Annotated in this window: 12 protein-coding genes; 5 read left to right on the top strand and 7 right to left on the bottom strand. The window is 65.4% G+C overall.

The window, feature by feature from the left end; genetic code table 11:
* Window positions 1-6: 6 nt before the first annotated feature.
* The 4 genes from G8760_RS26895 to G8760_RS26880 all read right to left on the bottom strand — a co-directional run bounded on the left by G8760_RS26895 (window position 7) and on the right by G8760_RS26880 (window position 4,084).
* Window positions 7-816, bottom strand: coding sequence for an ABC transporter permease (locus G8760_RS26895; protein ID WP_166355928.1), 810 nt, complete (start codon window positions 814-816; stop codon window positions 7-9).
* A gap of 4 nt (window positions 817-820) precedes the next feature.
* Window positions 821-1,699: an ABC transporter permease gene (locus G8760_RS26890; RefSeq protein WP_166355927.1), complete on the bottom strand. Its 879-nt coding sequence runs from the start codon at window positions 1,697-1,699 to the stop codon at window positions 821-823.
* A gap of 94 nt (window positions 1,700-1,793) precedes the next feature.
* On the bottom strand, window positions 1,794-2,984 hold the full coding sequence (locus tag G8760_RS26885; protein ID WP_207782775.1) for an extracellular solute-binding protein: 1,191 nt from the start codon (window positions 2,982-2,984) through the stop codon (window positions 1,794-1,796).
* A gap of 14 nt (window positions 2,985-2,998) precedes the next feature.
* Entirely contained in the window at window positions 2,999-4,084 is a 1,086-nt protein-coding gene (locus tag G8760_RS26880) for an ABC transporter ATP-binding protein (protein ID WP_166355925.1), read from the bottom strand.
* Between the two features lie 177 nt (window positions 4,085-4,261).
* On the opposite strand from G8760_RS26880, the gene G8760_RS26875 reads away from it, so the two are divergent.
* From G8760_RS26875 to G8760_RS26865, 3 genes are all read left to right on the top strand, one after another.
* Window positions 4,262-5,065: a FadR/GntR family transcriptional regulator gene (locus G8760_RS26875; protein ID WP_166355924.1), complete on the top strand. Its 804-nt coding sequence runs from the start codon at window positions 4,262-4,264 to the stop codon at window positions 5,063-5,065.
* Window positions 5,049-5,750, top strand: coding sequence for a cache domain-containing protein (locus G8760_RS26870; protein ID WP_166355923.1), 702 nt, complete (start codon window positions 5,049-5,051; stop codon window positions 5,748-5,750). Before G8760_RS26875 ends, G8760_RS26870 begins: the two co-directional genes overlap by 17 nt.
* Before the next feature lie 979 nt (window positions 5,751-6,729).
* The gene (locus G8760_RS26865) at window positions 6,730-7,299 is read left to right on the top strand and encodes an RNA polymerase sigma factor (RefSeq protein ID WP_166355922.1); all 570 of its coding nucleotides are present in this window, start codon (window positions 6,730-6,732) and stop codon (window positions 7,297-7,299) included.
* A gap of 45 nt (window positions 7,300-7,344) precedes the next feature.
* On the opposite strand, the gene G8760_RS26860 is transcribed toward G8760_RS26865, so the two are convergent.
* Window positions 7,345-10,188 (bottom strand): AAA family ATPase, encoded by a 2,844-nt coding sequence (locus G8760_RS26860; protein ID WP_166355921.1) that lies wholly within the window; start codon window positions 10,186-10,188, stop codon window positions 7,345-7,347.
* A gap of 730 nt (window positions 10,189-10,918) precedes the next feature.
* On the opposite strand from G8760_RS26860, the gene G8760_RS26855 reads away from it, so the two are divergent.
* The gene (locus tag G8760_RS26855; RefSeq protein ID WP_166355920.1) at window positions 10,919-11,725 is read left to right on the top strand and encodes a hypothetical protein; all 807 of its coding nucleotides are present in this window, start codon (window positions 10,919-10,921) and stop codon (window positions 11,723-11,725) included.
* Window positions 11,726-12,019: 294 nt separating this feature from the next.
* A complete protein-coding gene (locus G8760_RS26850; protein WP_207782774.1) occupies window positions 12,020-12,832 on the top strand; it encodes an SAM-dependent methyltransferase in 813 nt (270 codons plus the stop codon).
* Between the two features lie 44 nt (window positions 12,833-12,876).
* On the opposite strand, the gene G8760_RS26845 is transcribed toward G8760_RS26850, so the two are convergent.
* Together G8760_RS26845 and G8760_RS26840 are read right to left on the bottom strand one after the other, a co-directional pair.
* Window positions 12,877-13,272: a VOC family protein gene (locus G8760_RS26845; RefSeq protein ID WP_166355919.1), complete on the bottom strand. Its 396-nt coding sequence runs from the start codon at window positions 13,270-13,272 to the stop codon at window positions 12,877-12,879.
* Between the two features lie 11 nt (window positions 13,273-13,283).
* Window positions 13,284-14,102 carry a MerR family transcriptional regulator gene (locus G8760_RS26840; RefSeq protein WP_166355918.1) on the bottom strand — a complete coding sequence of 273 codons (819 nt, stop codon included), beginning with the start codon at window positions 14,100-14,102 and terminating at the stop codon, window positions 13,284-13,286.
* Window positions 14,103-14,281: the final 179 nt, after the last annotated feature.

The raw sequence follows: 14,281 nt of genomic DNA, 5'->3' as shown, positions 1-14,281 counted from the left end.
CTAACGTCAGTTGGCGCTGACGTCGCGCGATAGCCGCTGCGAGAGGTAGACCGGCACCATCGATACGATGATGATGACGGTCGCGACCACGTTGAGCAGCGACTGTTGGTTCGGACGGGCCATGTTGTTGAGCATCCACAGAGGCAGCGTCTCCACCCCTGGTGGCGCGGTGAAGATACTGACGACGATCTCGTCGAAGCTGAGCGCGAAGGCCAGCAGCCCGCCGGCGGCGAATGCGGTCCGGAACCCGGGGAACGTCACACGGCGGAACGTCGTCCACAGACCCGCCCCCATGTCGTTCGACGCCTCCTCCAGGCGCGGGTTCATCCGGCCCAGCCGGGCCTGCACGTTGTTGAAGACCATGACGACGCAGAACGTCGCATGCCCCACGATCAGGCCGAAGAAGCCGACGTGGATGCCAATGGGTTCCAGGATGTTCTTGTACGTGTTGTTGAGCGCGACTCCCGTGACGATTCCGGGGAGTGCGATCGGCAGGATGATCAGCAGGTTGACCGCGTTCTTGCCGAAGAAGCTGTAGCGCTGCAACGCCAGGGCCGCCAGCGACCCCAGCACCAGGGCGATCGCGGTGGCGCCGAGCGCGGTCAGAACCGAGACCCACAGCGCGTCGAGAATGGCCTGGCTCTCGATGGCCCGCTCCCACCATCGCAACGAGAACGACTCGATCGGCCAGCTGGATATCTGTGCGTCGTTGAACGAGTTCGCCATCACCAGCAACAGCGGCGCGTACATGAGGGTCAGGATGGCTGCGGCAACCAAGCCGAGGGCCCATTTCGTGGTTCGCGAAAGGTGGAACATCGCCTCACAGCTCCTTCAACGCACCGGTGCGGCGCACGGCGAACAGATATAGACCGACGGCGACGATCGGAATGACGGACAACGCTGCGGCCAGCGGAGGGTTGAGGTTCACGTTCTGGTTGATCACCGTGCCGAGCATCTGGACCTTGGCGCCGACGAACTGGGTGCCGATGAAGTCGCCCATACTCAGCGAGAACGTGAACACCGAACCGGCGATCATGGCCGGCATCAGCAGCGGCAGGACAACGGTCCGGATCACCCGCCAGGTCCCGGCCCCTAGATCGGATGCGGCGTCGAACAAGTTGGGCGGGATCTGCCGGATCGCGGTGTACACCGGCAGGGCCATAAATGGGAACCACAGATACGTCAGGGTGAGCACCACCGCCGGCAGGCCGTATCCGGGGCCGCTGAGCCCGAACGGATCGAGCAGCCAGTTGACCGGCCCGTTCTCGCCGAAACTGATCCGCATCGCGAAGACCTTGACCAGGTACCCGGCCCACAGCGGCAACGTGATGGCCATGGCGAGGAAGTTGCGCCAGCGGGCGGACGCCACCTTAGCCATGAAGATCCCCAGCGGCAGCGCGAACACCGCACACAGCAGCGTGACGAGGAACGCGATACCAACCGTGCGCCCGGCCGTGTTCAGATAGGACGACGTGGTCAGGATGTTCTCGAAGTTGCGGGTGGTGAAGCCAGGGATCACCTTGGACGTGAACGGATCGGTGGTCCAGAACGCTGTGACCAGCAGCATCGCCAAGGAGACGAGGTAAACACCGAACATCCACAGCAACGGCAGCGACAACAGTCCGTACAGCCGCAGCCGTGGCCGGGCGTGTAAGGCGGTCGAGAGCCGGTGGGCGGTGGGCCGCCGCATATCGTGCATGGCTGTCGTCCTTACGTGGTTTTGGCATTCCAGGGCTCAGGTGGGTGACGGCGGCGGGCCGGCAGGGGGCTCCGACCCGCCGCGCTACACGGGCTCAGCCCTTAACGGATGCCCAGGCCTCGGTCCATTCCTGATAGCTGGTGCACCGGACATCGGTGCGGCCGTCGATGCACTGTTCGATCGGGGTCGTCCAGAACCACACGTTGGCGTAGTAGTCCTCGTCGGTGGCGTGGTAGATCTCGCAGTGCGCTTCGTTCTCCTCGGATCCCTCACAGGCCAGCGCATTGGCCGGGGCCATCCCGAAGTTCTGGGAGATGGCGGCGTTGATCTCCGGCTGGGTGGACCAATCGAGCCACATGTAGGCGCAGTTCGGGTTCTTCGGCTCGGCGGCGATCATCCAGGTGTCCGACCATCCCGTCGATCCTTCGACCGGCAGCACACCGTCGTACCCGTCGCCGAGGACGTTGAGAATGACCTGCCAGCTGGTGCCGACCACACTCGTGCCGCTCTGGAACGACGAGACGTTGTTGGTGTAAAGCGCCCAGTACTCGCTGACCAGGGAGTTCTGCTGCTTGAGCAGCTCAACTGCCGCGTCGAGCTGGTCGCTGTCCAGAGCGTACGGGTTGGTGATCCCAAGGTCGGGTTCGTGGTGCATCAGGTAGACCGCGGCGTCGGCGATGTAGATCGGCGAGTCGTAGGCGATGATGTCCCCCGCATATGGACTGTCCGGTTCCCAGACGACGTTCCAGCTGTTCGGCGGGGTCTCGACGGCGTCGGAGTTGAACTGGAGGATGTTCGCGCCCCGGCCGATGGGCACTCCGTAGGCTTCGCCGTTGACGTGGTCGTAGATCTGTCCCTTCATCCCGTCGACGAGATCCCCGAAGTGCGGCACCAGGTCGAGATTGATCGGGGCCACGTCGCCGCCGGCGATGAGTCGGAGGCTGGCGTCGCCCGAAGCGGAGACCAGGTCGTAGTCGCCGCTGCGCATGAGAGTCACCATCTGGTCGCTGGTCTCGCCGATCCGGCGATTGACCACACATCCGGTGTTGGCGGTGAACTCGCTCACCCAGTCCGCGTCCGGGTTGTTCGAGCCGTCCTCGACGAACCCTGGCCAGGCGATGATGTTGACCTCACCCTCCGCTTCACCGAGTTCGCCGTGGGCGGGGATGTCGGGGACGTCGAGCATGAAGCCGTTGGCGTCACCGCCGTTCCCGTCGTCACCGCCGCATGCGGCTAGCATCAGGGCCGCGGCCACGCCGGCGGCAGAGGTTGCTCTCCAGTGCATGAGTTGCTCCTTTGTCATGGGGTGTTGCTGGGAATCGGGTAGAGATCGGCGGCGGCGCAGGTCACCTGCACCACATCGCCGCGTTGAGGCGCCGATACGTGCGCGGCGCCCTCGGCGCTGGGCCGGGTCGCCATCAGGGTGAGGCCGGGACGTACTTCGACGATGTACGTCGTGGCCGGCCCGGAGTAGACGACCTCGGCCACCACTCCGGACACCGCGATGGCGTCGACGACGTCGCGCTCCTGAACAACCCGCAGCTTCTCCGGGCGGATGCTCAGCAGCTCCGGCCGGCCGAACAGGTCCGCGGCCTGGTCCGCCTCGATGATGTTCGCGGCGCCGAGAAAACCGGCGACGAACGACGTCGCCGGCCGTTCGTACACTTCGGCCGGGGGTCCTACCTGCTCGATCTGGCCCTCATGGAAAACAGCTACCCGGTCGCTCATCGTCAACGCCTCGTCTTGGTCGTGGGTGACAAGCACAAACGTGATGCCGACGGCACGCTGGATCTCTTTGAGTTCGATCTGCATCTGTTCGCGCAGCTTCCGGTCGAGGGCTCCGAGTGGTTCGTCGAGCAGGAGCACCGTCGGCCGCAAGACGAGTGCTCTCGCCAGCGCCACACGTTGCCGCTGCCCACCGGATAGTTGCGACGGGAGCCGGGCGGTGAACTGCTCCAGCCGCACCCGCTCTAGTGCCTCGCGCACCAGGCGCCGACGTTCGACACGAGGCACCCTGCGGACGGAGAGTCCGTAACCGACGTTGTCCGCCACGCTCATGTGGGGGAAAAGCGCGTAGTCCTGGAACACGGTGTTGACGTCGCGATCGAACGGGGCCTTGTGGGTGACGTCGGTCCCGCCGAGCAGGATCCGGCCGGATGTGGGCCGCTCGAATCCGGCGATCAACCGCAACATGGTGGTCTTCCCGGACCCGGACGGGCCGAGCATCGAGAACAGCTCGCCGCGCGCGATGTCGAGGTCGAGATCGCGGACGGCGACGGTTTCACCAAAGTGTTTGCTGACCCCGCGGAGCGAGATCGCGAGGCCGGAACCCGGCACGGCGCCGACCTCAGCCGGGCTCGGGGTCAGCGTCGTTGGCGATCGCATAGCCACTTCTCCTTGGTCTGGTGTGGCGCAGTTCACAGGACTATAACATCTGGTTCCAGATGTTTTTGTAAACATTTGAAATCGGATGTTAAGACTGGTCATGGGCGACCCCGGGATGGAGAATGGGCACCACCGGAGCGCTGAGGGGGCGGTCCGGCCATCGCTAGAGGAGGTGCTGTGACACACGGAGCAGCCCACGTCTCACGTATGCACGCTGGGGTTTTTGCCCCACTAGGAGACGACGGGCGGGCTACCCTGGTGGAGCGCCGGATCGCGCAAGGCATCCGGGCGGGGGTACTCAACGACGGGCAGAAACTCCCCAACGAGTTCGAGCTGGCCAAGGCGTTCGGGGTTGCGGTGGTGACCGTGCGCGAGGCGTTGGGCAGCTTGCGGGAGCAGGGCCTCATCACCACACGCCGCGGCCGCGGTGGCGGGAGCTTCGTGTCAGCCTCGCGTCACGACAGCGTGCGCGCCAACGAGCAACGGCTACTCAGAACCACGCGGGTAGCGCTGAACGACCTCGCCGCGCATTACCGGGCCGTCGCGGCGGCCTGCGCGGAACTCGCCTGCCTACGGGCCGGACCGGAAGAGTGCGACGTGCTGCTCGGGATCCTGGACCGAAACCTCACCGCGCCACCGGAGGTGTGGCGCAGTATGGTCACCGACGTCCAGCTCGAACTAGCAGCGCTGAGCCGGTCCGCGCGGCTAACCCGCGAGCACATGGCACTCCAACAGGAGATCGCACCGCTGCTGTCATTGCAGGACGACGACGAGCCCGCCCGGCGGGTGAACCATGAACTAGTGGTCAAACACGTCAACGCCATCCGGGACGGCGCCGCCGATACGGCCCGGTCGGTGTTGTCGGAGAGTGTGGAGTACTCGGTGATCTGGCTAGTCAACCGGCGCCGGATGCTGTTGGAGGGGCAGGCCAACGGAACGGGCGGGCGAGACAAGGAGCAGACCAATGGTGCAGGTAGCTGAACAGTCCGCGCTGCACAGCGTGGCACACGGCGTCGACGCATTCTTCGAGCGCATCTTCGCCATCCTCGAGTCATGGCAACCCTCTCTGCGCATCACCATGGCCGAAGCAATCCGCAGCGGGGAGCTCACAGCCGACCGCCTCGAGACACTCGTCGAACCGTCCGCGCACGCCGCTATCGACCAGTCCAACCTGCCGGTGTACGGCGCCGGCTTCATCGCGGCCGCCGACGTCATGGACGGAGCCGGCAGCCCCATCGCCTGGTGGCAAGGGCCGGACAAAGCCCGGCTCGTTGGCTCCACCGACTTCGCCGACCGCGGGTATATCGAATACCAGCGCCTGGAGTGGTTCCGAGTCCCCCGCGAGACCCACCAACTCCACATCACCGGCCCATACGTCGACTACCTGTGCAGCACCGAACTTGCGCTGACTACCTCCATGCCTCTCACCATCGACGCGAAGTTCGTTGGGGTGAGCTGCATTGATGTACTCGTGGAATCGCTCGAACCGGTGTTGGTCGCCGCCGTCGACGCACACGGAACCAACCTCTCGGTGGTGAACTCCGACGAACGGGTTGTCGTGTCATCCCATCCGCTGCGAGCCACCGGCGACCACCTTCCAGCCGACCCCGCGCCTCGCGGAATGGTGCGGTGCACGTCGGCACCGTTCCACGTCATCGCCCATTGAACCGCTCCCCCCACCCTCCCTGCGTGCACCTGATCTCCGTTTTGGCGCCTGATCGTTTTCGTGGGGCCGATCAGATGCGCGGTGGTGGCGACCGCCAGTGTCGAGGTGCGGTGGCACGCATCTGATCGCATCTTACGATGTGGACACCCCGGTGATCAGATGTACGACAACCGCTTTCAGCACCGCGTCGTGCATCTGATCATGAAGTGCCCCCGGCAAATCTTTGCCCCGCGAGCTGCCACGGGTACCCAGTTGGGCGCACACCGGGTCGGCTATGTACCCCGGCAGGATGTCGTGCAACGACGCCGAAGCGCCCGGCGATCAGATGCACCAACCCACCGACACAGCCCTTTCATGCATCTGATCGCCGGGGTGTCCGCATCGTGGGGCCGATCAGATGCATGCCACTGCACCTCGACACTGGCGGTCGCCACCACCGCGCATCTGATCGGCCCCACGAAAACGATCAGGCGGCAAAACGGAGATCAGGTGCACACGGGGGTGGGTGGGCGAGGCGGACATATACCGCGGGCGCTAGCCCTTCAAGGTGAAGTCTGGGGTGAAGTCGCTGGCCGCTAACCCCGACATGCCTCCGACGGAATGCCCGAGGCGAGCGCACATGCAGAAGGCCGGGGACAGGTGGGCACCTATCCCCGGCCTTCCTGCGTGAGTGTCTCCACAGGCCAGTTGACCGGCGCTCCGCTCCCGTCTTACTTGGGGGGCAGGGAGCGAAGCGCCGTCCCCCGTGGGACCGGTCGCGTCCTTGGAACACGACCTCTTTGACTATGAAGAGGGCGCTTCAGGGTCCATCCGCACGCGACGAACCGAACTTCCCGCCGAATTTTCCCGCCACACATCACTTCACGTCCCTTTCATGCGCTTTTGACCGTCTTTACGGATACGCACGCAGAACGTTTGGCCTCCGCGTTGCGGGAAACCTCTGATGACTCGATGTGGCGGCAGGGGCAACGTCAACAACATGACTCATGGGGCGGGAGTTGACAACAGTCGGAGAGCGGGTACCGACGTCGAGACTGGGCTAGCGCAGATCCGGGCCGGGGACGACGACGCCGTGGCCCGCGCTTACCAGAGCATCGCGCCGGTGGCCTGTACCACCGCACATCGCATCGTCCGCGATACCCATACCGCCGAGGACCTCGTCCAAGAGGCGTTCTACCTCGTCCTCCGGGCCATCTACGCCGGTCACGGCCCCACCGACTCGTTCGGCGGCTACTTGCTGTCCACCGTGCGGCGGCTGGCCTATGAACACTCCAAGAGACAAAGCCGCATTACGTACTCCGATGAAGCGTCCACCGAAGAACTTCCCGACCCCGTGGGAGTGGCTACCTGGCAGTCAGATCTGGTCGGGGCCGCATGGGCCAGCCTGCCGGGCCGCTGGCGCAGCGTTCTGTGGCTCATCGAGGTCGACCGCTACTCACCAACCGAGCTCGCCGCCGCCTTAGGGCTCACTCCGAATGCCGTATCTAGCCTGGCCACCCGGGCCCGGCAGGCGCTGCGGGTGGCCTATTTCGCGCTTGCACGCGATTGACGGCCACACGATGCCGCCGGACCGGGCAGCTCCACCGCCACCGGGTCAGGGCAACTCCACCGTCGAACCTCGGCGCTGGTTGGCGATCATCCGCGCCAACTCCGCTCTGGACCGCACACCCAGCTTGCGAAAGGCACGGCCTAGATGGGACTCAACTGTTCGGACCGAGATGTACAGCTCGACGGCGATCTCCCGGTTGCGCCGTCCTTCGGCGACGAGTTCGACGATGCGTCGCTCGGAGTTGGTCAGTGCGGTCATACCGTTGAGCTCCGGGCCGTCGCCCGCCGGGGCGGCCCGGGCAGCTATGGGCAACTCCCCCGGTACGGCCAGTTGAGCCGCACCTGTCTCGGCGATGAGCGCCGCCGCGCGTTGTAACCATCCGTCGCCCTCGGTTCGCCGGCCAGCCCGCCGCAGCCAGTGTCCGTAATGAAGCTGTGTTCTAGCCAGTTCCACGGGTGAGACGTCGTCGGCGCAAACGGAGACCGCGGCGGAGTACAGCTCCTCCGTCATCTCGTCCGCCTCCACGCCGGCCACCAGTGCCCGGCACCGGGCCAGGGTATGGCGTCCCCACGACGTCGGTACCGCGTCGACCCGACGGTTGAAGACCGCGAGAGCGTCGCGGGCCCGATCGACAACACCGACCTGGACACACGCCTCGATGAAGTCCGGCTCGACGAGCAGCAATGACGGATCGTCGTGGCGTAGCGCCAGCTCACGGGCGCGCTCCAGCTCGGAGATAGCGTCCTGGGGCCGGCCGAAAAGCAGATCCATGGCGCCGGCGCCGGCATGGACCACCGCGCTCGTCCACGTGTCGCCGCCCTGCCGGGCGACCCGCCACGCGGCCACTCGGCACTCCTCGGCGGCCCTCCAATTCCCCATCAACGCGTGCACGCGCACCATATACGCGGGCACCGCTCCCCGGGTGGCTCGCTCCGCACCAATGATGCGCTGCCAGGCGTTCGCCGCCCGGCGAGCCGCTTCCAGCCGACCAGCACGCATGTCGACCACCATGGCCACCACGTAAGCGTGTCCGAGCACGGCGGACGTTTCACCGAAACGCCGCTCCTCAGTGATCACCCGCAGGAGCCGCCGGGCATCGTCGAACCGCTCGAGACGGGTGAAGATCATCGCCCTGCGCAGACACCGATCGGCCTCGATCAACACGTCGGAGCCGTCGACGTCGTGGCTGAGTAGTTCCGTGACCTCATCGAAGCGGCCACGCAGCGCCGACGTCCACGCCGCCATTCGGTAGTAGGCGTTTCGTGTGTCGGCAGCCGCTCCAGATAGACATGTCCGGGCCCGGGCTAGGTAACCTGCCGCCTGGTCGATCTCCGCTCGGTCGGCGTGGCCACGAACGCCGACGAGCCAGAACTGTGCGGCCAGGTCAGGAACCGAATGCTCTAGACGCTCGGCATGCCGAACGATCAGGTCGGTGGGGACTTCACCGGACTGCGCCAATCTGGCCCGGGATTCCAACAGCGCCAAGACCGCACCGTGTGGGTCGGGCACCCCGGAGCGGATCCGTTCCCTAGCCAAATGGATGGCTTCGTCGTAGTGTCCCGCGAACACCGCGAGCCCACCGGCCAGCAGCGTCCGTCGTACCCGCGGCGACGGTTTGGTGGTCAACCGGACCGACTCCCGTGCAAAGGCGGCTGACCTTTCGAACTCGCCCCGGCCCAACAGTTGCCGGGCAACCCTCTCCAATGCCTCGGCGATGACGTCGTCGCTGTCGAGTCGCGCCTGCGCTTCGTGCCACCACGCCGTCTCGGGATCGAGGTCACGGTAGGCGTCGGCCAGCAGGGTGTGCGCCCTGGTCAGCTCAACCGGCCCGGCGTCGTGCCACACGATCGATCCGAGTAGCGGTGAGCGCAACCGGAAATAGCCGTCCGCGACCTCCAAGTGCTCCTGGCTCAGCCATCTCGTCACCTCCTCGCCGGGCCCTCCTAGTGCGTCGACGAGCGGATGCACCCGGCGGTCCTCGCTGACCGCAGCGACCACGAGGGCGAAGCGCTGCTCGGGTGTCAACATGTCGACGCGTCGGACCAATCGGCCTCGCACGCTGGCCGGCACCGGCAGGTACCGATCCAGTCTGGCCTGGCCCTGGCGTTGACTCCCCGACAGCTCTGTGGTGGTCTCGATCACCGTGCGCGGATGCCCACCCAGCCGTCGGACGATCTCCGCCGCCACCGGCTCGGCGACGTCGCGGAACCGGCCACGTATCAACTGGACCGCGTGCTCCGGGGTGAGGTCGTCGAGCAGAATCGTCGTCACCCCGTCGAGTACGGGCGCTGGTGGATCGGTGTCCAGCCCGGCCAGCACGATGCCGATCGGGTATGGGTCCATACGCCGAGCCAGAAACCCGATCACCTCCTGGGATGCGAGATCCAGCAGATGTGCGTCGTCGATCAACACGATCGCGGGCGCCTCTATCAGGCTGAGCCGGGCCGCGAGCGGTACGGCTACTCGGCGTGGATCGACGGTTGCGTCGAGCCCGGCGGCTAGCCGGCTCAGCTCCGGTTCCATCCTGGCCAGGTGTTTCGGCCCCATGGCACCGACGACGCTGGACAGCACCAACTGCAATCCGGCGTAGGGCCAGTTGCGTTCGGCCTCGGTTGCGGTAGCCATCGCCACCACGGCTTCGTCGGCGCCGGCGAACGTGTGCTGCGCGATCCGAGCCGCCGTGGTCAACAGCGCCGACTTGCCTACGCCATCCGGTCCGACGATGGCCGCCGCGCTGCCATGGCCACGCTCCACGCGCTCGACGACGTCGCGGAGCTTACGCTTCTCATGCTCCCGCCCGATCAGGTCGATCCGTTCTCCACCGTTGCCCACCACGGCGCATCCCTTCGCTATATACGCGAACAGTGCCGGGTGCCATGTGTCACCCACCCCCCACGACAGTGAAGTGCCCACGATATGACGTACCGAGCTAACGCGCCCTGCTAGTTGCCATTCTCGTCCCAACGTGTCAGGAGCGCAGCGGCGTCGGCCTGGAGTGCGGAATATTTCCAGATCGGTGACGTGTACGTCATACCACTGGCCTAGGCGCGGAGTCGTCACTCGACAATTCCCCGACGCACTGACCGCCATCAAGCTCCGGTCTTCAGCTCGGCCGCCGGCAGAATTCGCCCCCACGGAGCCGAAGTGTCACGCTGGGTAACATTTTGTCATGGACATATGAATGCATTTCACCTGGTCAGAGACTGTAGGGCATGTTCGGTCGCCAGAACGGTCAGATGCCGGTGATTTCACTGACACATTCATCGGATAGGACCACTCCTGGCCTGCAAACAAACTCCCTCAAGCAGGTTCACAGACGTAATCGAATGTCACGGATATCTTTATCAGCTGAATCTCTTTAAACCCTCGCCCACCGGGGCCAACAATCTCAAGACTTTGCCACCTTAATCGGCCTAGACGACCTTTTCGGAGGCACCTGGCCACTATTCATGACAAAGCGCGGAGGTGATGATCCGACCGGTTACCCTCCCATCCGCGCGCGCCCTGTGGCGAGCCCGGGTGTTGCCGACGTCATGATCCTCGACACCTTCTCTCGCGCCCGCGCTCGCCGACCCGACAAGGCTGCGCATCCGCCGAAATCGAGAAGGGATCATCCACCATGTCCGATCTGACCACTTCATTCGCACTGGCCCCCGCGGTCGACGTGTTCGCCGCCCAACTCAGCGCCACCGTCAGGGAGCACGGTGCACAAGCGAGCAGCGCCCTACGTAACGTGACGGGTGTCATCCTTACCATCGGCGTCATCCTGACCGCCGGCGCACTAACCGTCAGCGTCGCACTATGGGGCTCGGACTCGAAACCGAACCGGTCCGGCCCAACGGCCACCGGCTGGTTGAGGCTCATGAGTACAGTGCTCCACCGAACCCGACACCTCCACCGCAGCGGCGATACGACGTCCACCACACCGCGACACCCGGTCAACTGGGACCGGCTTGCCGCCGACGAGGCCGAACGTGAGTGGCTCACCCTTAATCAGTGGGTCGACTGGCTGTGCACCACGTATCGGCTGCCCACGTCTGTTGTCCCGCCGTATTGGCACCGCCATCCGCCACTGGTCTGGGAACTCGCCGCACTCCACCATTACTGGACCGACGTCTACCACTCCCCTCATCGGGGCAGCGCCGCCCTTGACTGGCACCGCGAGTTCGCCGACTGCCGCGCCCGGCTCCACCATTGGGTAGCTGCCGCCGAGAGCACAACTGAGCAGGACCGTCCCGCGCGCATGACCTGGCCGGATGCTCAACCCCGGGCCGCGCCGTCGAGGGAACGGGCCGGTGCCACCTTGCCGGGCCAGCGCGGCGACCCGAGACACAACACCGACTTCATCCTGTTCGTAGCCGACGACGTCAACCGTCGTCGGGTCGCAGAGAGTAGGGCCGCCGACGGCCGAGAGTCCGGCCGGTGAGCCGGATGAGTGCCAGATCCGGTGCGCCATCTCGCACTGCGCTACCGCCAGATGGCGTTAAAGCCCGAATCCGGCCCTTAACACGATCTGGCGGTAGCGAAGTCCGGGCAAGGGCGGCAAGGAGGTTTACTAAACACGGCAGCGTCCCGTAAGGAAGCTTGCTGCACCCAGCGCCGACGACCATGCCGGCTGAGAAGATCATTTGGAGCGGCACGGGGTGTTCCGCCCGTCAGTGGGATGCCGTACGATCTTGCCCGGATGCTGCCGAAACCCATACATAGGGGGCCTTCGATCATGGCCGACAACGACACCATGGCCGCACAATCCGACCTAGCTGCCAAACTCCGGTTCGACGTACCCCACGCCGCCCGGATCTGGAACTATTGGATGGGCGGCAAGGACAACTTCGAGGCGGATCGCGCCGCGGGTGACGCCGTCGCCGATGTCTACCCCGACATCGTCACTATGGCCCTGCAATCGCGTCGCTTCCTGATCCGTGTCGTCGATGCCCTGGCCGGTGAACTCGGGATCAAACAGTTCCTCGACGTCGGCACTGGCCTCCCCACCATGCAGAACACTCATGAGATCGCCCAGCGCAACATCTCCGAGGCGCGCATCGTCTACGTCGACAACGATCCCCTCGTGCTGACCCATGCCCGCGCCCTGTTGGTGAACACCACGCCGGAGGGTGTCACCACTTACGTCGACGCAGACATGCACGAGCCGGAGGTGATCCTCAACGACGCCCGCAACGTGCTCAACTTCAACGAGCCCGTCGCGGTGATGTTCATGGGTGTCCTCGGTTATGTCGAGACGTTCGACGAGATGCACCGCATCGTGCGGTCTTTCATCGACGCCATCCCGTCCGGCAGCTACCTCGTCATCTGGGACGGCACCAACACCGGCAACGAGATCACCGAGGGCGGCGAGAAACTCGCCGAGAGCGGCGCCGTGCCGTACAACCTGCGCAGCCCTGAGGAGATCCGGCAGCTCTTCTCGGGTCTCGAGCTACTCGAACCCGGCCTTGTCCCCATGGCCAGTTGGCGGCCCGGTGCCGATCAGGACGAACCCATCGACGCCTACGGGGCGGTTGGCCGCAAGCCCTGAGGGCCGGTACCCGGGTGCGGGCACCGGCCTCAGGGCCAACCCGTTCACGCGGCTGCTTCGTCGACCTCGAAGAGCCCGAACGTGTTGCCTTCGGGGTCGAGGAAATAACCTTGCCAGCACCTGCCCGGCACGGCGAACTTGGCCAGCGCGACCTTGCCACCAAGCCTCTCGATCAACCCTGCCGCCGCCTCGAAGTCCTCGACCTCGAATGAACAGACGTAGGCGTTGGTCCCCGCACCAGGTTGAGGCGGGGGCGCCTGCCTCTGGACGATGCCGCCGGCCACCCGCCGCGTGACAGGGATGTCCGCCAACTCGGGGGTGTGCAGCCGCCAGTATTCGACGGGAAGGTTCTCGTCGACGGGTTCGATCTCCCAGCCGAACAGGCCACGGTAGAACGTGGCGGCGCGCCGGGGATCGTCGGCCTGCAGTTCGATGTACATGACTCCTCCGTTCACGAGACGATCGGTTCTTGCAGCTCGGTGCGCCACGTGTCCGGGTCGCCCACGCCGTATCGCAAGTAGAGCTCGCGGTTGTAGCCGGCGGAGCGGAAGCTGTGCTCGTCGATCCAATGGGCCAGCGCCTGGGCCGTCGTCAGCACATCGTCCATGGACCCCTGGTGGACGATGGTGGCAGCCTGCTCAATCTCCGGAAGGTCGACGATCTCCACGTCGAGCCGAGAGTCTGGCTCGACGTCCACCGGCAGGGCCGCATGGACCACGATGCCGTCGGTAGCAGACGCGTCGTCATAGTAGGCAAGGCTGGGCCCGGTCGGGGTGACCCCGGCTCGGTCCAGGCGTACACACAGCTCTTCGAACAGCGGCTGAATCACCGGGCCGATCGCGTCGGGGGCGAAGCTCGCCGCCGTGGCGGTGAGCTCCGCGACCCGTACGGCCGGGATCCGCTTGACCAGAATGTCGGTTGGCATTCCCCACTCCATCTCGATGATCGTGAGTCGGGCGTCCACCTCGGCCAATCGAGCCCGGTCGGCCTGGATCTGTGTCTCCAGCTCCGCCCGCCGCAGCGCCAACATCGCGCGCAGCTCATCCGCACTCACCTTCTCGTCGAGCATGGTCCGGATCTGTTCGAGCCGGAACCCGAGATCCTTCAGCGCGACGATCCGGTTGAGATGATTCAGTTGTTCGGCGCGGTACCACCGATAGCCCGTCGACGCGTCGACTCTGGACGGGTTCAGCAGGCCGATCGCGTCGTAGTGGCGCAGCATGCGCACCGACACCCGACCGTGCCTGGCGAAGTCCCCGATACTGAACATGACTCCCCCAGGTCTACGACCTCACATCGTGTCAGGGTCAAGACAACCACACCCCGCGCCTGCCCCACCGCCCCTCGCCCCTCGCCCCTCCCCGTGATCATTGGCTTTTGTCTACCGGATCCGGTAGTCAAAAGCCAATGATCACGGGGAGGGGCGAGGGGCGGGAGGTTGGACAGGGA

Source organism: Phytoactinopolyspora limicola, from assembly GCF_011320225.1.
Classification (GTDB): domain Bacteria; phylum Actinomycetota; class Actinomycetes; order Jiangellales; family Jiangellaceae; genus Phytoactinopolyspora; species Phytoactinopolyspora limicola.
The sequence above is the reverse complement of the archived record's forward strand: the minus strand, read 5'-3'. Positions and strand labels throughout refer to the sequence as shown.

Bases quoted from the DNA above. Each gene is read 5' to 3' on its own strand.
- G8760_RS26880 (WP_166355925.1), bottom strand. From the start codon at position 4,084: ATGCGATCGCCAACGACGCTGACCCCGAGCCCGGCTGAGGTCGGCGCC.
- G8760_RS26845 (WP_166355919.1), bottom strand. From the start codon at position 13,272: ATGTACATCGAACTGCAGGCCGACGATCCCCGGCGCGCCGCCACGTTC.
- G8760_RS26885 (WP_207782775.1), bottom strand. From the start codon at position 2,984: ATGCACTGGAGAGCAACCTCTGCCGCCGGCGTGGCCGCGGCCCTGATG.
- G8760_RS26895 (WP_166355928.1), bottom strand. From the start codon at position 816: ATGTTCCACCTTTCGCGAACCACGAAATGGGCCCTCGGCTTGGTTGCC.
- G8760_RS26870 (WP_166355923.1), top strand. From the start codon at position 5,049: ATGGTGCAGGTAGCTGAACAGTCCGCGCTGCACAGCGTGGCACACGGC.
- G8760_RS26840 (WP_166355918.1), bottom strand. From the start codon at position 14,102: ATGTTCAGTATCGGGGACTTCGCCAGGCACGGTCGGGTGTCGGTGCGC.
- G8760_RS26850 (WP_207782774.1), top strand. From the start codon at position 12,020: ATGGCCGACAACGACACCATGGCCGCACAATCCGACCTAGCTGCCAAA.
- G8760_RS26855 (WP_166355920.1), top strand. From the start codon at position 10,919: ATGTCCGATCTGACCACTTCATTCGCACTGGCCCCCGCGGTCGACGTG.
- G8760_RS26865 (WP_166355922.1), top strand. From the start codon at position 6,730: ATGACTCATGGGGCGGGAGTTGACAACAGTCGGAGAGCGGGTACCGAC.
- G8760_RS26890 (WP_166355927.1), bottom strand. From the start codon at position 1,699: ATGCACGATATGCGGCGGCCCACCGCCCACCGGCTCTCGACCGCCTTA.